Below are 22329 nucleotides of genomic sequence, written 5' to 3'. Positions count from 1 at the left end.
GCGGCGCGTACACCGGAAAGACAGTGGTCCGGATCGCAAGTTGACCTCGGCGAACGCCCAGAGATCGCGCCGCCTAGGGTGGGGCGCGGAGGCGATGGCGATGCTGATCGGGGAACTGGCAACCCGGACGGGGGCCACGACCCGCGCCCTGCGCTACTACGAGGCGCAGGGGTTGCTGGAGTCCGAGCGGACGGGCAACGGCTACCGCGTGTACGGGCCGGGCGCGGTGACCCGGGTCCGCAACATCCGCGACCTGCTGGCCTCCGGGTTCACCGTCGAGGACGTGAAGTCCTTCGTGGCCTACCTGGACGACGANNGCGGCGCCCGCGGACGCCGCCGCCGCCGACGCAGACGCCGGCGACGAGTCGGCGGCCTGAGCCGCGGCCCACCAGGTACCGGTCTTCTCGGGTTCACCGGTCTTCCCTCATTTCTGACTATCCGTCAGATTGGATGCGAGCAGGGCCGAGAGTTCCGAGATCCGAGAGAGGCGCTCCATGGGCATCGCCATCACGGAAGACCAGCGGGAACTGGCGCGCGCGGTGCGGGGGTGGGCCGCTCGGGCCGTGCCGTCCGAGGAGGTGCGCAAGCTGCTGGACGCCCCCGCGGACGGCTCGGGGCGGCCCGCCTACTGGGACGGGCTGGCCGCGCAGGGGCTGCTCGGGCCGCATCTGCCGGAGGCGTACGGCGGGGGCGGCGGCGGGCTGCTCGACCTCGCCGTCGTCCTGGAGGAGACCGGGCGGGCGGTGCTCCCCGGGCCGTATCTGCCGACCGTACTGGCCTCGGCGGTGCTGGCGCGGGCAGGGCAGGGCGAGTTGGCCGCCGCGCTCGCCGGGGGTGCGCGCGTCGGCGCGGTCGCCCTGGGCGCCGGGTCGCTCACCGCCACCCCCGCGGCGCCGGGCGACGCGGTGCGGGGCTGGGTGCTGGACGGATGCGCGCCGCCGGTGCTCGGCGCGGCCGACGCCGACTTCGTCGTACTGGCCGCCACGACCGCCGGCGGCGGCACGGCGTGGTTCGCCGTCGACGCCCGCGACCTGGAGATCCGCGCCCACGACAGCGCCGACCCGACCCGCCCCACGGCCGAGGTGAGGGCCCTGCGTACGGCCGTCCCCGCCGACCGGGCGCTCGCCGTGGACCCTGGGCTGGTGCGGGACCTGGCCGCGGTGCTGTTCGCGGCCGAGGCGTGTGGGACGGCGGCGTGGGCCCTGGAGACCGCGGTCGCGCACGCCAGGACGCGCGAGCAGTTCGGGCGGCCCATCGGCCAGTTCCAGGCCGTCAAGCACCTGTGTGCCGACATGCTCGTACGCGTCGAGCAGGCGCGCGCCCTGACCTGGGACGCGGCCCGGGCGGCGGGCGAGGAACCGGCGGCGCGCCAGGAACCGGCGGTGCGGGAGGAAGCGCCGACGGGTGACGAGCGCGCGACACGCGACGAGCCGCCGACACACGCGAAGCCCATGACACACGCGAAGCCCACGACGGACGCCGAGCCCGCCACATACGCGCAGCAGAACCCGCGCGCCCTGACCGCCGCGCTCGCCGTCGCCAGCGCGCTCGATGCCGCCCACAGCTGCGCCAAGGACTGCATCCAGATCCTCGGCGGCATCGGCTTCACCTGGGAGCACGACGCCCACCTCCACCTCCGCCGCGCGACCGCCGCCCGCGCCCTGCTCGGCACGGGCGGCGCGCACCGGCTGCGGGCCGCCCGGCTCGCCGCTGCGGGCGCGCGGCGCGAGCTGCGGCTGGAGCTTCCGGCCGAGGGGGAGGTCCGCCGCGACTACGAGCGGTACCGGACACAGGCGCGCGCCGCGATCGAGGCGGCGCGCGGACTGGACCCCGCCGCCGCCCGCCGCGCCCTCGCGCCCACCGGCCACGCCGCCCCGCATCTGCCACCCCCGTACGGGCTCGGGGCCGGCCCCGTACAGCAGCTCGCGGTGCAGCGGGAGCTGGCCGACGCGGGGGTGGTCCTCAGCGATCTGGGGGTCGCCACCTGGGTCGTGCCCTCGCTCATCGCGTACGGGACGCCGGAGCAGCGGGAGCGCTATCTGCTGCCGACGCTCCGCGGCGAGCTGCGCTGGTGCCAGCTGTTCTCCGAGCCGGAGGCCGGGTCCGACCTGGCGGCGCTGCGTACGAAGGCCGAGCGGACCGAGGAGGGGTGGCGGGTCAGCGGGCAGAAAGTGTGGACGTCGGGGGCGCGGCGGGCGCACCACGGCATCCTGCTGGCCCGTACGGACCCCCGGGCACCCAAGCACAAGGGGCTCACCTACTTCCTCGTCGACATGGAGCGGACCGCCGGGATCGACATCCGTCCGCTGCGGGAGATCACCGGGGAGGCGCTGTTCAACGAGGTCTATCTGGACGATGTCCTGCTGCCGCACGACGCGGTGGTGGGCGAGGTGGACGGCGGCTGGGCGGTGGCCCGCAACACACTCGGCAACGAACGCGTCCACATGGCCGACCAGCTGACTTTCGACACCGGTCTGGAGGCCCTGATCGCGCGCACGGCCGATCCCGACAACGCCGCCGACGGGGCCGGCGCCGACGACTGGGTACGGGAGCGGGTCGGGGCGCTGATGGCCGAGGCGCACGCACTGGCGTGCCTGGGGCTGCGCACCACCTTGCGGCAGGTGTCCGGTGTGGAGCCGGGGGCGGGCGCGAGCGTCCGTAAGCTGATCCAGACCGCGCACCAGCAGAAGGTCGCCGAGCTGGCCCTGGAGCTGCTGGGCCCGGCGGGCGCGGTGCGCGAGGGCGTGGGGGAGCGGACGCTGCACGGCTTTCTGATGTCCCGCTGTCTGACCATCGCGGGTGGTACGACGCAGGTGCAGCTGAACGTTGTCGCGGAGCGGATGCTGGGGCTGCCGCGCGACCCGGCGCCCGCGTAGTGCGCGCCCCGGCTCGCGCCCGGGGGTGCGCGCCTACTGCGTGAGACCTACACCCAACAGCCCCCATAGGTACGACAAAAATACGATGCAGCATGCAGGGCTCGGTGCGAGCATCACGGCCATGTCCGCCCACACCCCCTCCACCACGGATAGCTCATCCGCCGCACCACGTGTGACCCCACCGGCCTGGGCGGTGCTGCTGGCCGCGTGCGCGGGCCAGTTCCTGGTCGTCCTCGACGTGTCCGTGGTCAATGTCGCGCTGCCGTCGATACGTACGGACCTCGGGCTCGGCGAGACCGCGCTGCAGTGGGTGGTCAACGCCTACGCGCTCACCTTCGCCGGATTTCTGCTGCTCGGCGGCCGGGTCGCCGATCTCTTCGGGCGCAAGCGCGCCTTCCTCGTCGGCCTCAGCCTGTTCACCGCCGCCAGCCTGGCGGGCGGACTCGCCCGGGAGCCCTGGCAACTGGTCGCCGCCCGGGCCGCCCAGGGCCTGGGCGCGGCCGTACTCTCCCCGGCCACCCTCACCATCCTCACCACCACCTTCCCGGGCGGCGCGGCCCGCACCCGGGCCATCGGCACCTGGACGGCGGTCGGCGCGGGCGGCGGCGCCGCGGGCGGGCTGGTCGGCGGGCTGCTCACCGACTATCTCTCCTGGCGCTGGGTGCTGCTGGTCAATGTGCCCGTGGGCGCGCTGGTGCTGGTCGGCGCGGCGGTGTGGCTGGTCGAGGGCCGGGCGGCGGCCGGGCGCCGGCTCGACGTACCGGGCGCGGTCCTCGTCACGGCGGGCGTCTCGGCGCTCGCGTACGGCATCGTGCAGACCGAGCGGCACGGCTGGGCCGCCGCCGCCTCGCTCGTACCGCTGCTCGGCGGCCTGGCGCTGCTCGGCGTCTTCGTCGCCGTCGAGGCGCGCACCCGGGCCCCGCTGATGCCGCTCGGGCTGTTCCGTATCAGAACGGTCTGGGCGGCGAACGCGGTGATGCTGGTGTGCGGCGGCGGCATGTTCGCGATGTGGTACTTCATGTCCCTTTACCTGCAGAACGTGCTGCACTTCAGCCCCATCGAGGCCGGGCTTGCCTTCCTCCCGCACACCCTGTCCATCGTCCTCGGCTCCAAGCTCGCGCCCCGGCTGATGGCGGTGTTCAGCGGCAAGGCGCTGGCGATGACCGGCGGGATCCTGGCCGTCATCGGCTACGCCTGGCAGAGCCGGATGGACGCCGACGGCACCTTCGCCGGTACGGTCCTGGGCCCCGCGATCGTCATGTCGCTCGGCTCCGGCCTGATGATGACCCCGCTGGCCACGGCCGCCACCTCGGGCGCCGCGCCGTCCGAGGCCGGGCTGGTGGCGGGCCTGGTCAACACCAGCCGCCAGATCGGCGGCGCGCTCGGCCTGACCGTGCTGACCACGGTCGCCGCCGAGCGCATCTCCGCCACCGAGGGTGGCAGCGGCGGCGGCGGGGACGGGCCGGGCCCGGTGGCGCTGGCGGCCGGGTACGCTCATGCGTTCACCGTCGCCTCGGGCATCATCGCGGCCGCCGTGGTCCTGATGGCCGTGGCCCTCCCACGCCGCCGCGCCTGAGAATTCCTCCGCGGCCGGGCAACGGTTCGCAGCCTCCGTGGACTCCGTAGGTCGAGGAGGTGCCCATGGGGGACACGACGGCGAACCGGGACGAGGAGTTCCGGGAGTTCGTCACCACGCGATGGCCGCGGCTGGTGCGCACCGCGTATCTGCTCTGCGGTGAGCAGCACACGGCCGAGGACCTGGTCCAGTCGGCCCTGGTCCGGGTCTATGTCGCATGGCGGCGGGTCCGCGCCGCGGACGAGCCGGACGCCTACGTACGCCGCGTCCTCGTCAACGAGCATGCGCGGCGGCACCGCAGAAAGCTGAAGGAGCTCCTGACCCTCTCCCCGGGCGACACCGACGGCTGGCAGACGCCCGACCGGGACCGGATCACCCTGGCCGACGACCGGGAGATGTTGCGCCACGCCCTGGCGCAACTCCCGCCCCGGCAGCGTCAGGCCGTGGTGTTGCGGTACTGGGAGGACCTCAGCGAGTCACAGGTGGCGGTCGCCATGGGCTGCTCGGTCGGAACGGTCAAGAGTCAGGCGGCGAAGGGGCTGGCGAAGCTGCGGGCCGCGCTGGCGCGCGAAGACGTGACCGCGGGTCACGGGGAGGTGCGATGAACAGGGAGTCGTGGTACGCGGAGCCCGAGTACGCGGGGGATCCGGACCGGGAAGCAGGTGAACTGACGGATCGGCTGGGCACGATCGCGGACGAGGTGACCATCGGCCCCGCGCCCTACCCGGACGTGGTCCGCGCCGGCCGCCGGCGCAGGGCACGCCGCCGGGTGGGGGCCACCGCCCTGGCGGTCACGGCCGTGCTGGTGGCCGGAGGGGTGGGCCTCGGGCAGTTCGGCGACTTCGGTCAGGGAGGGACGGCGTCGGCAGCCGCCCCGGCGTCGGCGCCCGCCCCGCTGGACCCGGTCACGACCGTCGTGGGCAAGGGGAAGGTCGACGGGAAGCGGTGGCAGGTCTCGGTCACCGTCTACGGGCCCGCGCGGACGAAGGAGGAGGCGCACCGCCAGTACGACCTGGCGATGCGCCGGGGGGACGCCTACCCAGTACTTGACGGCAAGTGGGAGGGGGGGTACCCGAAGACCCTGCGCATCGGCGTGACCTGGTTCTCCACCCGGGTGACCGAGGGCACGGGGAAGCCGCGGTTGATGTCGGACTGGGTGTCGCCGAAGCGCGTCAAGGGGGAGACCCTGCTGGGCGGCTCGTATCAGCACCAGGGCGCCGAGGCCGGTCCGGTGGGCATGGCGTGGCTGGACCCGAAGGTGGAGCGCGTGGTGGTCCACTGGAAGGGCGGTACGACCGACGAGCCGAAGGTGGTCCCGGTGAAGGGCACCGACGTCCGCTGGATCGTGAGCGAGCGCCCGGGCCACGGGGTATCGGACGACTTCATCGACCTCTACGACGGTGCGGGGAAGCGGACGCGGATGGGGCCCGCCATGCGGCTGGAGGACCTGAAGAAGAAGCTGCCGGTGGCGGTGAAGAAGGAGCAGCTGGAGGCCGTGACGAAGGCGGGCCGGCGGACGCCGGTGGAGATCACCACCGTGAGGTGACGGCAGGCGGCCCCGGGGCGACCGTGGGGGCGCCCCGGGGCCGCCGGCCGTCACAGCCAGCCGTTCTGGCGCGCCGCCCGCACCGCCTCCATGCGGTTGCGGGTCTGGGTCTTGCCGATGGCCGAGGACAGGTAGTTGCGGACGGTGGCGGGGGACAGATGGACCTTGGCGGCGATGTCGGCGACGGTCGCCCCGTCCACCGCCGCCGTCAGCACGTCCCGCTCGCGCGGCGTCAGCGGGTTGGGGCCCGCGCTCAGGGCTGCCGCGGCCAGGCCCGGGTCGATGACCCGCTCGCCCGCGAGCACCCGGCGGACCGCGACGGCCAGCTCCTCGACCGGGCCGTCCTTGACCAGGAACCCGGAGGCCCCGGCCTCCATCGCGCGGCGAAGATAGCCGGGGCGGCCGAAGGTGGTCAGGATCAGCACATGGCAGCCGGGGAGCTCCTGGCGCAGCGCGGCGGCGGCGTCCAGGCCGCTGAGGCCCGGCAGTTCGATGTCGAGGAGGGCCACGTCCGGCCGCGTCTCGAGCGCGCGGGGCACGATCTTGTCGCCCTCGCCGACCTGCGCGACGATCTCGAAGTCCGGCTCCAGACCGAGCAGCAGGGCCAGCGCGCCCCGCATCATGCCCTGGTCCTCGGCGAGCAGTAGCTTGATCACGCCGTACGGACCCCCTTGACGTCCATCGGATCCTTGCCCTCGCCTTTCCTGTCCTCGCCGTCCCTGTCGCCGCTGCCGTTGCCGTCGTCGCCGTTGTTGCCGTCCACTGGCAGCGCCGCCGCGAGCCGGAAGCCACGGCGCCCGGCCGGGCCGGTCTCCAGCGAGCCGCCCGCCGCGGCCAGCCGCTCGGCCAGGCCCTTGAGCCCCGTACCTGCCCGTCCGGCGGGGACGGCCTTACCGGCGGAACGGGAGCCTACGCCGTTCCCGTCGTCGACGATCTCCAGACGCACCTGATCGGCCTCCTGACGGACCTCGATCTCGCACCGGCCGGCCCCGCTGTGCCGCACCACATTGGTGACCCCCTCGCGGACCACCCAGCCCAGCAACGCCTCGGTCTGCGGGGGCAGCGGCGGCCCCGACCGGCGGACGACGGCGTCGATGCCCGAGGCGTCGAGCAGCGAGCGGGCCCGGTCCAGCTCCGTCGCCAGGCTGCCCTCGCGGTAGCCGGTGACGGCCTCCCGGATCTCGGTGAGGGCCTGGCGGCCGACGGCCTCGATGTCGGCGGCCTGGCCCAGCGCGGCGTCCAGGTCGCGCGGGGCGAGGCGGCGTACGGCCTCGGCCTTGACCACCACGACCGACATGGTGTGGCCCAGCAGGTCGTGCAGATCGCGGGAGAAGCGCAGCCGCTCCTTCTCGACGGCGGTGCGGGCCAGCTCCTGGCGGGTCGCGCGGAGTTCCGCGACGGTGTCGAAGAGCGACAGGATCGCCGCCGTCACCAGGCCGGACATCATCGTTCCGTAGCCGACGGTCAGCGCGTCGTCCGAGCCGCCGCGCCAGCCGGAGATGATCCCGGCGGAGCCCGAGTACGCCAGCAGCAGCGGCCCCAACTGGCGGCGGCGGACGACGATGCCGGTGGCCAGCGACAGCAGCGGGAAGCAGAGCAGCCAGTTGCCGGCGTAGCCGATGGACAGGGCGTAGGTGAGGGCGGCCAGCCCGGCGAGGGACGCGAGGCAGCGCCGGGTGGGGCGGCGACGCTTGTCGAGGCCCGCATAGACCGTGGTGGCGTACAGCGCGCAGAAGGCGGTCACCCCGAGGGCGCCGAGCCACGGCAGCGGGGTTTTCCCCTGGATCAGGTCCTTGACGTCCCCGGTGAGCATGAAGAGCCAGGGCAGGAAGGCGCGCGGGCCGGGCGGCTTGCGGCGCTCGATGTCCGAGGCATCTTCCGCGTTCGACGTTCTGGCAGACATGGTCCGAGGTTACGGAAGTAACCGGTGAGCTGGGCAGACGTGGTTGTCACGACTGGACCGGTGACATTTGTCCCGGGCGGGCGGGAAGGGGCGGGGCAACCGATCTGACATACCGTCAGCGGTCTTCCCAGTGCATGGGGATTGGGCTATACAGGGGCCATCGGCTAGAACGCGTTCCTGTTTCGATATCCGGCTCCGCCGTGCGGGCTGCCGTACGCGCCTGCATGCGGGAGCCGTGGCTTCGACCCGGCGCGGGGCGGCCGACCAGTGACGACCCCGGCGCGGCCGACGGTGCGGACGGGCGGGCCGGGGTCTTCCCCATCGTGGCGAGGAGTGCTCTCAGCAATGCCCATCGATGCCGCCAAGGCCGTCTCGGCCGAACCCAGGACGACGGCCCTCACCTGGGGCCACAAGGACATCCAGCTCTACCACCTCGGCGTGGGGGCGGGCGTTCCGGCCACCGACCCCGACGAGCTCCGCTACACCCTCGAGAGCAAGCTGCACGTCCTCCCCAGCTTCGCCACGGTCGCGGGCGGCGGCATGGCGCTGGCCGGCGGCCTGAGCGCCCCCGGTATCGACGTCGACCTCGCCGCCGTTCTGCACGGCGGCCAGACCATCGAACTGCACCGGCCCATCCCACTCGCCGGGGACGCCACCCAGACGTCCAAGGTCGCCGCCGTCCACGACAAGGGCAAGGCCGCGGTCATCGTGCTGCGCAGCGATGTCGCCGACGCGGACGGGCCGCTGTGGACCTGCGACACCCGGATCTTCGTACGGGGAGAGGGCGGCTTCGGCGGCGACCGCGGGCCCGCCGACCGGCTCGAGCCCCCCGCCCGCGAGCCCGACCTGACCGTCGACCGCGCGATCCGCGAGGACCAGGCGCTGCTCTACCGCCTCTCCGGGGACTGGAACCCGCTCCACGCCGACCCCGAGTTCGCCAAGGTCGCGGGGTTCGACCGGCCGATCCTGCACGGCCTGTGCTCGTACGGGATCGTGCTCAAGGCCGTCGTGGACACCGCCCTGGGCGGGGATGTCGCCCGCGTCCGCTCGTACACCACGCGCTTCGCGGGGATCGTCTTCCCCGGCGAGACGCTGCGCATCCGGATGTGGCGGGACTCCGGCGCGCCGGGCCGCGTCCAGGTGCTGGCCACGGCCGTCGAACGGGACGACGCGCCGGTCCTCACCGACACGGTCGTCGAGCACGACTGAAGAAACAGACCTCGCACGGACGAGAGGAGCCGCTGTGCGCGCAGCCGTACTGCACGAGATAGGGCAGGACAAGCTCGAAGTCCTCGACGACATGGAGGCGGTGGGCTTCGGCCCGGGCAAGGTCAGGCTGCGCGTCAAGGCCACCGGGCTGTGCCACTCCGACCTGTCCGCCATGAGCGGCGTACTGCCCCAGCCCGGGCCCTTCGTCCCCGGGCACGAGGGTGCGGGCGAGATCGTCGAGGTGGGGGAGGGGGTGACCGGCCTGAGCGCGGGCGACCGGGCGCTGGTGTGCTGGCTGCCCGCCTGCGGCACGTGTCCCGCCTGCGAGCGCGGCCAGTCCCATCTGTGCCTGAGCGGGTTCATGAACGCAGGCACCCCCAACTTCAAGCGCCCCGGCGGTGCCCCGGAGGACATCTTCGGCTTCGCGGGGACCGGCACCTTCGCCGAGGAGGTCGTGCTGCCCGCGCAGTGCGCCGTACCGATCCCGGACGATGTGCCGTACGACATCGCGGCACTCATCGGCTGCGGGGTGACCACGGGGCTCGGCGCGGCCCTCAACACGGCCGAGGTCGAGGCGGGCTCCTCGGTCGCGGTCATCGGCTGCGGCGGCGTGGGCATCAGCGCGATCCAGGGCGCCCGCGCGGCGGGCGCCGCACAGATCGTCGCCGTCGACCCGGTCGACGCACGGCGCACGGCGGCACTGCGCTTCGGCGCCACGGAAGCGGTCGCGCCCGAGGGCCTGGACGACGCCAAGAGCCGCGTCACCTCGGGCGAGGGCTTCGACTACGTCTTCGAGGTCGTCGGCAGGTCCGCCACCGCCCGCACGGCGTACGAGTCGACGCGGCGCGGCGGCACGCTGTGCGTGGTCGGGGCGGGGGCGTTGGACGACTTCCTCCAGCTCAGCATGTTTGAGCTGTTCTTCGACGAGAAGCGGATCCTGCCCTCGCTGTACGGCGGCGGGGATGTGCTCCGCTCGTACCGGCGGGCCGTCGCGCTGTGGCGGGCGGGCCGGATCGATCTCGAAGGGCTCATCACCCACCGCGTACGGCTCACCGAGATCAACGACGCACTGGACCAGATGCGATCGGGTGAGGCGCTGCGCACCTGCATCCAGGTCTGAACGACACGGACGACCTGAAGGACCTGAACGACACGGACGATACGGAGGACGTTCATGCCGCGCATGCCGCTGGCGGGGAAGACCGCGATCGTCACGGGCGCCGGGCGGGGCCTCGGCCGCGCCGAGGCGCTGGAACTGGCGCGCCTGGGCGCGAGCGTCGTCGTCAACGACTTCGGCCGACCCGGACGCGACGGCTCGGGCGAGGCGTCGGCCGCCCCCGCCGAGGCGGTCGCGCAGGAGATCCGGGAGGCCGGCGGGCACGCCACGGCCCACGTCGGGGACGTGGCCGACTTCGAGCAGGCGGCCGAGCTGGTGCGGCTCGCGGTCGACACCTACGGCGCGCTCGACATCCTGGTCAACAACGCGGGCATCCTGCGGGACCGGATGGTCTTCTCGATGACCGAGGACGAATGGGACTCCGTCATCCGCGTCCACCTCAAGGGCCACTTCAACACCACCCGCTTCGCCGCCGCCCATTGGCGGGAGCGCTCCAAGGCGGCGGACGGCGGCCCGGTCGGCGGCCGGATCGTGAACACCTCATCCGAGGCGTTCCTCGCCGGCTCCCCGGGCCAGCCGAACTACGCCGCGGCCAAAGGCGGCATCGTCGGGCTCACCACCTCCACGGCGGGGGCGCTGGCCAAATACGGCGTCACGGCCAACGCCATCTGCCCGCGCGCCCGCACCCGGATGACCGAGGACGTCTTCGCCGGCCTCGAACCTCCCGACGACGGCACCCTCGACGCGCTCGCGCCCGAACACGTCGCCCCGCTCGTCGGCTATCTGGCGGCCCCGGAGGCGGCGGGCGTGAGCGGGCAGGTCTTCGTCGTCCACGGCGGGATGGTCGCCGTCCTGGAGCGGCCGAAGGTGGCCGCGAAGCTGGACACGGCGAAGGAGGCATTCACCTTCGACGAGCTGGACGGAGTGCTCACGCCGTACTTCGCCGAGCGGCCCCGCGGGGAGACCTTCGCGGCGGTGGAGGTGCTGGGGCTCAAGCGGGGGTGAGGCGCGGGCCGGGGCCCCGGACCGATGGGGCTCCGGACCGATGGGCCCCGGCCTGATGGGGCCCGGGTGTTGGGCCTTACGACGCGGTCGCCGCCTCGCCGGGGCGGCGGTGGCGGCCGTGGGGCGAGGTCTGCGCGTCCTCGGACGCGGCCTGGCCCCGGTGCTTGCCGTGGATTGTGTCGTCGGCCCCCGCTGTGGCGGCCGCCTCCTGCGGACGCGACTCGGTCGTGTTCGTGCGGGCTTGGGACATCTGGGAAGTCACCCCGTCAGATCGCTGCGTACGGTGCACGGGAGGCCGGCCACGAAGTCAACTCGCCACGACGTCACGACGAGGGTCAAGAAACGTCAGCAGGTGTCACCCGACGCCCCGCGGGTGAACGGAACGTGGCTGCCTTGGCCCCCCGCAGAATTCTAATCAGAGCGTCGATCTCGGACCCAACGGGGTGGACGGGGCGGGCGGGGCTGATGGGACGGATGGGACGGACGGAGCTGGTCGCGGCGGGCGAGCGGGGCCTGCTGCAGTGGTACGGGCCGCGCGGCGATACCGGACTCCGGCCCAGGGGCGTGGGCGGTGTCGGGGCCGGGCATGAGCTCGGGTCTGAGCCGGTGGGCGGGCAGGTGCTCGGGTAGGCGCTCAGGCCCCTGCTCGGGCTCCCGCCCGACGCTGCCCCCCTGCTCCCGTACGTGCTCCCGCTCCCGCTGCTGTACGCGATTCCGCCCGCGCTCCGCACCGGACAGTGGCCCGGAGCCCGGTCCGCCGCCGCGCCGGGGTTCCCTCGCGGCCCCGGGCCCGGGCCCCGCCTCGGCGCCCGGCTCCGCCTCCGGGCCGGTCTCCTGCTCGACCCCGGCCCATGACCCCGTACCGGCCCATGGCTCGACCCCGGTCTTACCCGCGGGGGCCGCGGGGGCCGCCCCGACCCGGGTCCACGACGCGATCGCGGCCCCTGCCGACAGGGACGGCGACGACGGCGAGGACGACCGCGAGGACGACGGCAAGGGCGATGGCAAGGGTGACGCCGCCGCCGAGGGCCGCCGCCCCGGCACCACCAGCCCGATCGGCCGCGGCAGATCCAGGGACCCCACCACGCGGTCCACCCGCGTGACCCGTGCGACCCGCGCCACCCGGGGCGGCTCCGGCAGCTCGGGCAGCTCGGGCAGCTCGGGCATCCGCAGCCGCGCCAGCCCGCACGGCACCTGCCCCGTCGCGTACGGCAGCCGCAGCTCGCCGTCGCGGGTCCACAGGCCCGCACCCGCCAGCCAGCCCTCCGGCGCCGGGAGTTGCTGCAGCCGCCGTTCGGACGGCCGCCACAGGCCGACCCACGGCCGCTCGGCCGGTCCGTCGATACGGAAGGCCACCGCGCACGCCTCCGGCGTCAGGATCTGTCCGGGCTGCACCGCGAAGGGCACCGCCTCGACCTGGGCGGGCCGCAGACAGTCGGGGAATCTGACGGGGCGGGCGCTGCCCAGCACCCCCCACCCCAGCCGCTCGTCCCCGGGCGCGTCGGACCGTACGAGCAGCAGGCCGCTGTCCGGGTCGGCCAGCAGCAGCCGGTCGTCGCTGTCGTCGGTGATCTGCAGCAGCGGGCTGGTCTCGCCGCCGCGCCGCAGGTCGACGACGACGGTCTTGGTGCGGCCGTCGAGCCGCCGGTCGAGGGCGAGCAGCCGGCCCGTACGGTCCAGCCAGACGCCGCCCGTGCAGCGGCCGGGCAGCTCGGCCAGGTGCTGCGGCCCGAAGCCGCCGCCGTGCACCAGCCACACCGAGGTCGACCGCTCGCCGTGGCCGAGCGCGAAGGCGAAGGAGCCGCCGGGGGCGGGCGGCAGCAGGGACAGTTCGGCGCATTCGACGGCGCCCAGCGGCCGTTCGCCGGTGCCGGGGCCGGCGGGGTAGAGCAGGGAGAGGGTGTGGCGGCCGGCCACCCGGCGGCGGATGAGCACCTGCCCGTCGGCCAGGGGCAGCACCTCGCTGTCCGGCTCCTCGGGCTGGGCCGCGGGCAGCGGCACGGCGTACGGCTCGGGTCCGTCGAGCGTCCAGCGCTCGGGGAACCAGCAGCCGGCCGCGCCTGCCTCGCCGCTGAGCGCGAGCCGGGCGCCGTACGAACCGTCCGCGGCGATCGTGAACGCCGCTCGGCGCCGGTGTGCGGCGCCCTGGGCACCAGTGGTGCCTGCGGCGAGCGCGGCATCGAAGGCACAGGCAGTCATCGTTCGTTCACCTCCGGCCACTGAACGTAGTTTTCGCACTCCCTGCCGAACGCCGAAATCGGCTTGCTTCACACGTAAGTGTGTCTGTTGCCCGATTCGCCTGAGAAGTCGCGCCGGGCTGTGCTGTCCGCCGTACCCGCCCGCGTGGTTGCGGTGAGTAAAGGCAGGGGCAAGGCTTGCGGGTGGTCCGGGAGGTAGCCTTGCCCCGTGCCCGCACTCGCTGACGTCCTCGCCGCACTCGACGCACTCTGGCCGCCCGAGCGGGCGGAGCAGTGGGACGCCGTCGGCACGGTGTGCGGAGACCCCGACGCCGAGGTCGGCCGCGTTCTGTTCGCCGTCGACCCGGTCCAGGAAGTCGCCGACGAGGCGGTGAAGCTGGGCGCCGATCTGCTCGTCACCCACCACCCGCTCTATCTGCGCGGTACGACCACGGTCGCGGCCTCCACCTTCAAGGGCCGGGTGGTGCACACCCTGATCAAGAACGACATCGCGCTGCACGTCGCGCACACCAACGCCGACCGCGCCGACCCGGGCGTGTCCGACGCCCTCGCCGGCGCCCTCGACCTGCGGATCACCGGTCCGCTGGTGCCCGATCCCACCGACCCGGCGGGGCGCCGCGGGCTCGGCCGGGTCTGCGAGTTCGACCGCCCCGTCGCGCTGCGGGACTTCGCCGAGCGCGCCGCGGCCCGGCTGCCCGCCACGGCCCAGGGCATCCGCGTCGCGGGCGACCCGGACCGGCTGATCCGTACGGTGGCCGTCTGCGGCGGCTCCGGCGACAGCCTCTTCGCCGAGGTGCGCGCGGCCGGAGTCGACGCGTATCTCACGGCCGACCTGCGCCACCACCCCGCCTCCGAGGCCCAGCAGGCCGCGGCGATGTCCCGCGGCGGGGACGGCCTCGCGCTGCTGGACGCCGCCCACTGGGCCACCGAATGGCCGTGGGTCGAGCAGGCCGCCGCGCAGCTCGACGAGATCTCCGACCGGCACGGCTGGGGTCTGCGCACCCACATCTCCCGTACGGTCACCGACCCTTGGACCGCGCACGCGCCCGCCGCTCACGCGCCCACCACCGACCACGTCCCGTCCACCACCACCCCTGGAGCCCCCCGCTGAACGCCGCGCCCGCCGACCAGATCCGCCTCCTCGAGGTCCAGGCCCTCGACGTCCGGCTCTCACAACTCGCCCACAAGCGCAGGACGCTGCCCGAGCACGCCGAGCTCGACACCCTGCACGCCGACCTCACCCAGCTGCGCGACCTCCTCGTGGCGGCGCAGACCGAGGAGAGCGACACCGCCCGCGAGCAGACGAAGGCGGAGCAGGACGTGGACCAGGTGCGCCAGCGCGCCGCCCGCGACCAGAAGCGCCTCGACTCCGGCGCCGTGACCTCCCCCAAGGACCTGGAGAACCTGCAGCACGAGATCGCCTCCCTCGCCAAGCGCCAGAGCGATCTGGAGGACGTCGTACTGGAGGTCATGGAGCGCCGCGAGTCCGCGCAGGAGCGGGTGACCGAGCTGACCGGCCGCGTCGAATCGCTGCAGGCCAAGATCGGCGACGCCACCGCCCGGCGGGGCGCGGCGGCCGGGGAGATCGACGCCGAGGTGGCGACCGTCACCAAGGAGCGCGGGGTCATCGCCGGGACGATCCCCGCCGACCTGCTGAAGCTCTACGACAAGCTGCGCGAGCAGCAGGGCGGCGTCGGTGCGGCCCGGCTCTACCAGCGCCGCTGCGACGGCTGCCGCCAGGAGCTGGCCATCACCGAGCTCAACGAGGTGCGGGCGGCGGCGCCCGACACCGTGATGCGGTGCGAGAACTGCCGCCGCATTCTGGTCCGTACGCCCGAATCGGGGCTGTAGGCCGATGGCCCGTCGCTTCGTCGTCGAGGCGGACGGCGGCTCCCGGGGCAACCCGGGGCCGGCCGGCTACGGCGCGGTCGTCCTCGACCCGGACACGGGCGAGACCCTCGCCGAGGCGGCGGAGTACATCGGCACCGCGACCAACAACGTCGCCGAGTACAAGGGCCTGATCGCCGGGTTGCGGGCGGCGCGCGCCCTCGACCCGGAGGCCGGGGTCCAGGTCCAGGTCCGGATGGACTCCAAGCTCGTGGTCGAGCAGATGTCGGGCCGCTGGAAGGTCAAGCACCCCGGTATGCGCCCGCTCGCGGCCGAGGCCAGGGAGATCTTCCCGCCCGGGCAGGTGTCGTACGAGTGGATCCCGCGCGAGCGGAACAAGCACGCGGACCGGCTCGCCAACGAGGCGATGGACGCGGGCGCGCGGGGTGAGCAGTGGCGGCCGAGTGCGAGGGTCGCGCCGTCGGCGGACGACGCCCTTGAGGCGCACGCGGACACGGCGTCCCCGGGCGCCGCGCCTGCGGGAGCCGCGTCTGGGGGAGTCTCGTCCCCGGGCGCCGCGTCTCCGTCCGCCGCGCCTGCGGGGGCCGCGTCCCCGTCCGCTGTGGCTCCGGGCGTCGCGCCCCCGGGCTGGGCTGTCCCGGCGGACCTGGGCACCCCCGCCACCTTCGTCCTGCTCAGGCACGGTGAGACGGCGCTGACCCCCGAGAAGCGCTTCTCCGGCAGCGGTGGCGGCGACCCGGAGCTCTCCCCCGTGGGCCGCCGCCAGGCCGAGTTGGCCGCGGCGGCGCTGGCGGCGCGCGGCACCATCCAGGTGGTGGTCAGCTCGCCGCTCAGGCGCTGCGTCGACACGGCCGAGGCGGTGGCGTCCCGCATCGGTGTCGACGTCCATATCGAAGAGGGGCTACGGGAGACCGACTTCGGGGCCTGGGAGGGCCTGACCTTCGCGGAGGCGCGTGAGCGCCACCCGGACGACCTCCAGGCCTGGCTCGCCTCCTCCAAGGCAGCCCCCACCGGCGGCGGCGAGAGCTTCGCGACGGTCGCCCGCCGGGTCGCGCTCACCCGCGACAAGCTCATCGCGCGCCATGCGGGCCGTACGGTGCTGCTGGTCACGCATGTGACGCCGATCAAGACCCTGGTCCGACTGGCACTGGGCGCACCGCCGGAGTCGCTGTTCCGGATGGAGATCTCGGCAGCGTCGCTGTCGGCGCTGGCGTACTACGCGGACGGCAACGCATCGCTGCGCCTGCTGAACGACACGACGCACCTGCGGTAGCCGGCCGTCAGGGGCGCAGGGCCGCCGCCTCCCGAGCAAGCTCCTCCACCCGCCCCCAGTCGCGCGCGGCGACCACGTCCGACGGCAGCATCCATGTGCCGCCGACGCAGCCCACGTTGGGGAGGGCGAGATAGCCCGCGGCGCGGGAGGCGTCGATGCCGCCCGTGGGGCAGAAGCGGGCCTGGGGGAGCGGGGAGGCGAGCGACCGCAGATAGGCAGTCCCCCCGGCCGCCTCCGCCGGGAAGAACTTCATCTCGGTCACCCCGCGCTCCAACAGCGCCACGACCTCCGACGTGGTCGAGACCCCCGGCAGAAACGGCACACCCGAGGCGCGCATCGCGCCCAACAGCCGCTCCGTCCACCCCGGGCTCACCAGAAACCGCGCCCCGGCCGCGACGGACGACTCCACATGCTCGGGCGTCAACACCGTACCGACCCCGACAACAGCCTCGGGCACCTCCGCGGCGATGGCCCGGATGGCATCCAACGCGGCCGGGGTGCGCAGGGTCACCTCGATCGCGGGCAGCCCACCCGCGACGAGCGCCCGGGCCATCGGCACGGCGTGGGCCGCGTCGTCGATGACGACGACGGGGATAACGGGGGCGACGTCGAGAACAGAGGGGGAAGCGCTAGTCACGCCGGCCATCCTGCCGCCGCGGGACATGTATCGCAACGGCCGTTGCGCATGCTGCAATGGGATTGGCTGCGCGGGTCACATCTGACAGCGTCATCCGGCCCAAGGGGCCTACAACTCGCTGACCACCACATCCACCCCCCAGCCCTGACCGGGCTTGCCCGGCGCGGCGGCCTCCACGGTGTAGCCGAGCCCCCGCAGCGTCTCCACCAGTTCCTCGGGCCCGCTCGGCTCCGCCCCGGCCACCAGCAGATCGCGCACCAACCGGCCCTTGGTCGCCTTGTTGAAGTGGCTGACCACCGACCGCTTCTCCACCCCGTCCACGATCTTCGACTGCAACACCCGCACGCTCGCCGTACGCTCCGCCACCTCACCCTTCGGCTTCCACGCCGTGGAGTACGCCGCCGACCGCAGGTCCAGCACCAGCCCGCCCGCGGCCACCTCGGGCAGCACCTCGCCCATCGGCGCGCGCCAGAACGCCCCGAGCGCGCCGAGCCCCGGCAGCTTCACGCCCATCGAGCAGCGGTACGACGGGATCCGCTCGTCGATCCGTACGGCGCCCCACAACCCCGAAAAGACCAGCAGCGACCGCTCCGCCCGGCGCCGGGCGGCGGCGGGCAGGGTCGCCAGCCCGAGCGCGTCGTACAGCACACCGGTGTAGATCTCCCCGGCCGGACGCGTCCCGGCCTCCCGCAGCCCCGCGTTCTTCGCCACCTCGCCGTGCAGCCCCTTGCTCAGCCCGAGCACCTCGGCGGCCTTCTCCAGGTCGCCCGAACACAGCGACACCAACGCATCAAGCACCGCCGCCCGCGCCTCACCCAGCCCCGGCAGCGACAGCGCCCCCGGATCCAGCGGGTCCCCCGACTCCGCCGGGGCCTTTCCCTCCGACGGCGGCAACAGCACGAGCACCGTTTTCTCTCCTTCCCTCCACGACTTCCGGGCGGCGAGCCCGTGGCAGCCTACGGCCTGACGACACCGCGACGGAGCGGCGGGCGCCTTGTGCGCGGGCGCCCGTCCGCACGATCGAGTGAGGCGGGCTCTCTTTCGCGTGCCGCTGCCCTCTCGGCACCTACATTGACGGCGAAAAGGGAAGGGGATCGATATGGGCGCCGTGCGACATGAGCCGTCCATGCATGAGGAAGTCGTACTGGAGGGTTTCTTGGCCCTGGATACGCCGGAGGGTCTGCGGGCCGAGCTCATCGAGGCGGAGATCATCGTCACGGCGCTGCCCGACGGGGGTCATGAGGCACACATCAGCGTGATCATTGAGCAAGTGATCAGGAAGTCTGCTGTCGACATGGACTTCTCCGGCAACAAGGGGCTCAAGATCCCCCGCGGCGGACGGTGTGTGCCCGACCATGTGATCCCCGACGGGACGTTCGTGCCCGCAGAGCAGCGACTCTTCCGAGGCGCCGGATCCTGGATGCCGTGCGAGGGCGTCTCGATGGTCTTCGAGGTCACCTCGACCAAGCCGGACCGCGACCGGGAGGCCAAGCGCCACTGCTACGCGCGCGGGAGCATCCCGCTCTACCTCCTCGTCGACCGGGAGAAGAGCTCGCTGACACTGTTCAGCGACCCGGGGAAGGCCGATTACCGGGAGGCCCACACGCTGCCTTTCGGCAAGTCGATCGACCTCCCCGCGCCCTTCTCCTTCACCTTGGAGACCGCCGACTTCCTGTGATCCCCGCCGCTGTCCGGGGCGCCGCACGGCCCGGGTAGCATGGTCACCACGGCGGACGAGCCGGCCGGGCGGTCGCGTCGGGGTCCTTCGGGATCCCGCCGAGGAACGTCCGGGCTCCATACGGCAGGGTGGTGGGTAACGCCCACCCGGGGTGACCCGCGGGACAGTGCCACAGAAAACAGACCGCCGGGAGCCGCGAGGCTTCCCGGTAAGGGTGAAACGGTGGTGTAAGAGACCACCAGCGTCCGAGGTGACTCGGACGGCTCGGTAAACCCCACCCGGAGCAAGGTCAAGAGGAGCCGCCTCCCGGCGGCTCTGCGCGGACGATCGAGGGCTGCCCGCCCGAGTCCGCGGGTAGACCGCACGAGACCGGCGGCAACGTCGGTCCTAGATGGATGGCCGCCGCCCCAGGGGCCGTAAGGGCCCTGGGGAACAGAACCCGGCGTACAGGCCGACTCGTCCGCCATTACGGCCCTGACCTGGGAAAACACCCTGGGCAGGGCCATCGCGTGCCCCGACAGACTTCCTTCCCCTACCTGCGGTTTCCCGTGTGTTCCCGGCCGAGCCGCGGACAGTGCTCGGCTATCGAGGGCGCAACCGCGCAGGGGCTGACAGCCGGGGGAAGTAGCGGGCAGACGGCCGGCTGAGGCCGGGACCGCCGGGCCGCGATCTCGGGACGCGGGGCTGTCACTTCGTGTTAGCCTCATGGTTTTGCGTGCTCGTGACGGTTGGCGATCCTGCCTGTCCGGTTCCTCTTGTTCGTCGACTGCTCATTCCTACCGGGCCTTCCTCGGTACGTTCGCATGCGGAAGGTTCTTCATGAATCACCCTGACCTCCCCGGCACCTCGCACAGCGTTCTCGCCCCGCTCATGGCCACTGCGCCAACGGTGCCCCCGGTCGCTTCCTTCGCCAGCCTGGAACTACCAGCCGAGGTGCTGCGAACGCTCAGCGAACTCGGTGTGCGCGAGCCCTTCCCGATCCAAGCAGCCACGCTGCCCAACGCCCTCGCGGGACGCGATGTCCTGGGGCGCGGGCGCACCGGATCGGGCAAGACGCTCGCTTTCGGCCTACCGCTGCTCGCACGGACGGCTGGGCGGCGCGCGGAACCGAAGCAGCCCCTGGCTCTGATCCTGGTGCCTACCCGAGAGCTGGCCCAACAGGTGACCGAGGCGCTTGCGCCGTACGCAGAGGCACTGCGGCTGCGGATGGCCACGGTCGTCGGCGGCATGTCGATCGGCCGGCAGGCCGCTGCGCTGCGCCATGGAGCCGAGGTGGTCGTCGCCACCCCCGGCCGTCTGCACGACCTCATCGAGCGCAGGGCCTGCCGCCTGGGACGGGTAGGGATCACCGTCCTCGACGAGGCCGACCAGATGTGCGACATGGGCTTCCTGCCGCACGTGAGCGAGGTGCTCGACCAGGTACACCCCGACGGTCAGCGGATGCTGTTCTCGGCCACTCTGGACCGCGACGTCGACCACCTGGTCCGCCGCTACCTCCACGATCCCGTCGTCCACTCGGTCGACCCGTCCGCGGGCGCAGTCACGACGATGGACCACCATGTTCTGGTCGTCCACGGCCCCGACCGGTACGCCGTCACCACGGAGATCGCCGCCCGCGACGGCCGCGTACTGCTGTTCCTGGACACCAAGCACGCGGTCGACCAGCTCACCCGGCATCTGCGAGCCAGCGGAGTGCACGCCGCGGCCCTGCACAGCGGCAAGTCCCAGCCGCAGCGCACACGGACCCTGGCGCAGTTCAAGAACGGCCAGATCACCGTCCTGGTGGCGACCAATGTCGCGGCCCGTGGCCTGCACGTCGACGACCTCGATCTCGTGGTCAACGTCGACCCGCCCACCGACCCCAAGGACTATGTGCACCGCGCGGGCCGTACCGCCCGGGCCGGTGAGTCCGGCAGCGTCGTCACGTTGGTGCTGGCGGGCCAGCGCCGCGAGATGAGCCGACTGATGGCAGAGGCCGGCATCGAGCCGACCATCACCAAGGTACGCTCGGGCGAGGCGGAGCTGAGCCGGATCACCGGGGCCAAGGCCCCCTCCGGCACCCCGCTCGACGGCAGGCCCGCCGCGCCCCGGCCCAAGAACACCAACGCTCCCTTCCGAGGCCTGGGCACCAGCAAGGACACCTCCCGCGGCGCCGGCGGCAAGTCCCGAAAGGCTGGCGAGGCCCGCAAGCTCGCCGAAGCCCGCAAGGCGGCCCTGGTGCGTCGCGGCGGCTGAGAGCCGCTGCCCTGATAATCGAATACTTCCGACCCCGGAACGGAGAACCTGCAGCCCGGCCCGAAACCCTCCTGTGCATACATCTACGAGATGAACGCCCTCGTGGTGTGCCCGGCATGACAAGCTGTGCTTCCCACTACCCGAACCCAGGAGGTCGCCATGACCGCAGAGTCTGCATCCAAAGAAGGTTCAGAAGGTTCGGAGCCGACCGACCCCGAGACGTCCGCTCTGGTGCCCGACAGCGACGGCCACTACGACCTGAAACGCAAGTTCCGGGAGGCCCTGGCGCGCAAGCGCGGTGTGCAGGCGGACGCCGCTGACCTCCCTGCGAACGTCGAGGCGTCGAAGGTCCGTAGGGCGAACGGCCCGGCTGCGAGCCAGCGGTCGTTCCGGCGCAAGAGCGGCGGTTGAGTCACTGAGCTCTTTCAGCATTGCCGCTCCAGAGTGAGCACGGCCGCGGAGATTGACGACATTCGATTCGGACTGCACCGGGACCTGCGGAAGATCCGCCACGACTTCAGCCGCGCGACGCCGCGCTCGACCGGCCACCCGACCTGCCCAACCCCGCCTTCCTGCGTTCCCTGACCGGCCACACCGGCCCGGTGAACGCAGTGGCCGTCCGGATCTGGGACCGCACCACCGGTGAATGCACCAGCTTGGCGCGTGCCGAGGGGCCGATGCACTCCTGCGCATGGAGCGGCATCGGACACAGCCTGGCAGTGGGCGGAAACCGAGGGCTGTACCTGTACCAGCTGCACACCTGACGCCCAGCGCCACCACAGGCGGACAACGCAGCCCTCGCCAACTCAACGCTCAACCGCCGACTCAAGCGCTAACTCGCCAACCGAAGGGCTCAGTCACATCGTCGCAGGATTGTTGGAGGGTGGCAGCTACCGCTTCGACGGCCACAGGGGAGACGAACGGCTCATCTCCCTGAACGTTGACATAGACATCGGCACGCAATTGTTCGACACATGCCGCCACTCGATCCGTACCAGTCAGGTGGGCACCGGTCATCAGGTGAGGGATGCCGAGCCGCGAGCAGGCTTCGGGTGATTCGCACATCGTCGGTGGCGATCAGCGTTCCGTCGATGTTCTCGGCCATGAGGCACCGTTGGTGGACATGCCTCAGCAGGGGCATACCGTTCACGGGCGCCAGGGCTTTGCCGGGGAAGCGGGTTGAGCCGTAGCGGCAGGGGACGACGGCCATAGTACGAGGCCGCCCGGG

General features: G+C 72.9%; 22 protein-coding genes, 1 other RNA gene and 2 pseudogenes. 16 read left to right on the top strand and 9 right to left on the bottom strand.

The genetic code is table 11. The features are described from left to right. Window positions 1-94: 94 nt before the first annotated feature. The 5 genes and pseudogenes from CCN51_RS59700 to CCN51_RS55180 form a co-directional block, all read left to right on the top strand. Window positions 95-235, top strand: a pseudogene (locus tag CCN51_RS59700) (MerR family DNA-binding transcriptional regulator); the annotation flags it as partial. A gap of 259 nt (window positions 236-494) precedes the next feature. Beyond that, a complete protein-coding gene (locus tag CCN51_RS30680) occupies window positions 495-2876 on the top strand; it encodes an acyl-CoA dehydrogenase family protein (protein ID WP_014180181.1) in 2382 nt (793 codons plus the stop codon). 121 nt (window positions 2877-2997) lie between these two features. Then, window positions 2998-4452 (top strand): MFS transporter, encoded by a 1455-nt coding sequence (locus CCN51_RS30675; protein WP_043487741.1) that lies wholly within the window; start codon window positions 2998-3000, stop codon window positions 4450-4452. A 65-nt stretch (window positions 4453-4517) separates the two neighbouring features. Next, window positions 4518-5057, top strand: a complete 540-nt coding sequence (locus tag CCN51_RS30670; RefSeq protein WP_014180183.1) for a SigE family RNA polymerase sigma factor — start codon at window positions 4518-4520, stop codon at window positions 5055-5057. Next, complete coding sequence (locus tag CCN51_RS55180) at window positions 5054-5998, top strand: hypothetical protein (protein ID WP_014180184.1); 945 nt, start codon at window positions 5054-5056, stop codon at window positions 5996-5998. The genes CCN51_RS30670 and CCN51_RS55180 overlap by 4 nt, the downstream gene beginning before the upstream one ends. 50 nt (window positions 5999-6048) lie before the next feature. Here the strand turns inward: CCN51_RS55180 and CCN51_RS30660 are convergent, their stop codons facing one another. After that, window positions 6049-6654, bottom strand: coding sequence for a response regulator transcription factor (locus tag CCN51_RS30660; protein ID WP_014180185.1), 606 nt, complete (start codon window positions 6652-6654; stop codon window positions 6049-6051). Further along, complete coding sequence (locus CCN51_RS30655; protein WP_014180186.1) at window positions 6651-7901, bottom strand: sensor histidine kinase; 1251 nt, start codon at window positions 7899-7901, stop codon at window positions 6651-6653. Before CCN51_RS30655 ends, CCN51_RS30660 begins: the two co-directional genes overlap by 4 nt. Before the next feature lie 345 nt (window positions 7902-8246). Here CCN51_RS30655 and CCN51_RS30650 point away from each other — a divergent pair, with 345 nt between their 5' ends. The 3 genes from CCN51_RS30650 to CCN51_RS30640 all read left to right on the top strand — a co-directional run bounded on the left by CCN51_RS30650 (window position 8247) and on the right by CCN51_RS30640 (window position 11232). Continuing rightward, window positions 8247-9110 carry a MaoC/PaaZ C-terminal domain-containing protein gene (locus CCN51_RS30650; RefSeq protein ID WP_014180187.1) on the top strand — a complete coding sequence of 288 codons (864 nt, stop codon included), beginning with the start codon at window positions 8247-8249 and terminating at the stop codon, window positions 9108-9110. Between the two features lie 34 nt (window positions 9111-9144). Further along, window positions 9145-10230: a Zn-dependent alcohol dehydrogenase gene (locus CCN51_RS30645; protein WP_014180188.1), complete on the top strand. Its 1086-nt coding sequence runs from the start codon at window positions 9145-9147 to the stop codon at window positions 10228-10230. Window positions 10231-10293: 63 nt separating this feature from the next. Continuing rightward, window positions 10294-11232: a 3-oxoacyl-ACP reductase gene (locus CCN51_RS30640; protein ID WP_014180189.1), complete on the top strand. Its 939-nt coding sequence runs from the start codon at window positions 10294-10296 to the stop codon at window positions 11230-11232. Between the two features lie 76 nt (window positions 11233-11308). On the opposite strand, the gene CCN51_RS56030 is transcribed toward CCN51_RS30640, so the two are convergent. Both CCN51_RS56030 and CCN51_RS58060 read right to left on the bottom strand, forming a co-directional pair. Further along, the gene (locus CCN51_RS56030; protein WP_014180190.1) at window positions 11309-11482 is read right to left on the bottom strand and encodes a hypothetical protein; all 174 of its coding nucleotides are present in this window, start codon (window positions 11480-11482) and stop codon (window positions 11309-11311) included. A gap of 161 nt (window positions 11483-11643) precedes the next feature. After that, entirely contained in the window at window positions 11644-13431 is a 1788-nt protein-coding gene (locus tag CCN51_RS58060; RefSeq protein ID WP_014180191.1) for a hypothetical protein, read from the bottom strand. Between the two features lie 207 nt (window positions 13432-13638). On the opposite strand from CCN51_RS58060, the gene CCN51_RS30630 reads away from it, so the two are divergent. Genes CCN51_RS30630 through CCN51_RS30620 form a run of 3 tightly spaced genes read left to right on the top strand, consistent with a single transcriptional unit; the run spans window position 13639 to window position 16551 of the window. Then, window positions 13639-14541 carry a Nif3-like dinuclear metal center hexameric protein gene (locus tag CCN51_RS30630; protein ID WP_014180192.1) on the top strand — a complete coding sequence of 301 codons (903 nt, stop codon included), beginning with the start codon at window positions 13639-13641 and terminating at the stop codon, window positions 14539-14541. Then, window positions 14538-15281: a zinc ribbon domain-containing protein gene (locus tag CCN51_RS30625; protein WP_043491840.1), complete on the top strand. Its 744-nt coding sequence runs from the start codon at window positions 14538-14540 to the stop codon at window positions 15279-15281. Before CCN51_RS30630 ends, CCN51_RS30625 begins: the two co-directional genes overlap by 4 nt. Before the next feature lie 4 nt (window positions 15282-15285). Continuing rightward, window positions 15286-16551 carry a bifunctional RNase H/acid phosphatase gene (locus CCN51_RS30620; RefSeq protein ID WP_014180194.1) on the top strand — a complete coding sequence of 422 codons (1266 nt, stop codon included), beginning with the start codon at window positions 15286-15288 and terminating at the stop codon, window positions 16549-16551. Between the two features lie 7 nt (window positions 16552-16558). On the opposite strand, the gene eda is transcribed toward CCN51_RS30620, so the two are convergent. Together eda and yaaA are read right to left on the bottom strand one after the other, a co-directional pair. Beyond that, window positions 16559-17197, bottom strand: coding sequence for a bifunctional 4-hydroxy-2-oxoglutarate aldolase/2-dehydro-3-deoxy-phosphogluconate aldolase (gene eda / locus CCN51_RS30615; RefSeq protein ID WP_043491842.1), 639 nt, complete (start codon window positions 17195-17197; stop codon window positions 16559-16561). 99 nt (window positions 17198-17296) lie between these two features. After that, the gene (gene yaaA / locus CCN51_RS30610) at window positions 17297-18094 is read right to left on the bottom strand and encodes a peroxide stress protein YaaA (protein WP_014180196.1); all 798 of its coding nucleotides are present in this window, start codon (window positions 18092-18094) and stop codon (window positions 17297-17299) included. A 193-nt stretch (window positions 18095-18287) separates the two neighbouring features. On the opposite strand from yaaA, the gene CCN51_RS30605 reads away from it, so the two are divergent. From CCN51_RS30605 to CCN51_RS30590, 4 genes are all read left to right on the top strand, one after another. Continuing rightward, window positions 18288-18866: a Uma2 family endonuclease gene (locus tag CCN51_RS30605; protein WP_014180197.1), complete on the top strand. Its 579-nt coding sequence runs from the start codon at window positions 18288-18290 to the stop codon at window positions 18864-18866. Between the two features lie 56 nt (window positions 18867-18922). Further along, an RNA gene (gene rnpB / locus CCN51_RS30600) (RNase P RNA component class A) lies at window positions 18923-19329 on the top strand. Between the two features lie 356 nt (window positions 19330-19685). Next, a complete protein-coding gene (locus tag CCN51_RS30595; protein ID WP_043487743.1) occupies window positions 19686-21101 on the top strand; it encodes a DEAD/DEAH box helicase in 1416 nt (471 codons plus the stop codon). Between the two features lie 159 nt (window positions 21102-21260). Then, complete coding sequence (locus CCN51_RS30590) at window positions 21261-21512, top strand: DUF5302 domain-containing protein (RefSeq protein WP_014180199.1); 252 nt, start codon at window positions 21261-21263, stop codon at window positions 21510-21512. Window positions 21513-21526: 14 nt separating this feature from the next. Here the strand turns inward: CCN51_RS30590 and CCN51_RS53625 are convergent. Then, window positions 21527-21646, bottom strand: a pseudogene (locus CCN51_RS53625) (IS5/IS1182 family transposase); the annotation flags it as partial. Between the two features lie 57 nt (window positions 21647-21703). Here CCN51_RS53625 and CCN51_RS55175 point away from each other — a divergent pair. Next, window positions 21704-21865: a hypothetical protein gene (locus tag CCN51_RS55175; protein ID WP_158104712.1), complete on the top strand. Its 162-nt coding sequence runs from the start codon at window positions 21704-21706 to the stop codon at window positions 21863-21865. Window positions 21866-21926: 61 nt separating this feature from the next. On the opposite strand, the gene CCN51_RS59385 is transcribed toward CCN51_RS55175, so the two are convergent. Then, complete coding sequence (locus tag CCN51_RS59385; RefSeq protein WP_264349503.1) at window positions 21927-22118, bottom strand: cytidylyltransferase domain-containing protein; 192 nt, start codon at window positions 22116-22118, stop codon at window positions 21927-21929. Beyond that, window positions 22027-22311: a cytidylyltransferase domain-containing protein gene (locus tag CCN51_RS59380; protein ID WP_264349504.1), complete on the bottom strand. Its 285-nt coding sequence runs from the start codon at window positions 22309-22311 to the stop codon at window positions 22027-22029. The genes CCN51_RS59385 and CCN51_RS59380 overlap by 92 nt, the downstream gene beginning before the upstream one ends. Window positions 22312-22329: the final 18 nt, after the last annotated feature.

It is taken from the genome of Streptomyces milbemycinicus (assembly GCF_002154605.1).
Lineage (GTDB): Bacteria > Actinomycetota > Actinomycetes > Streptomycetales > Streptomycetaceae > Streptomyces > Streptomyces milbemycinicus.
Note: the sequence above shows the minus strand (reverse complement) of the source record. Positions and strands in the feature narration are given on the sequence as shown.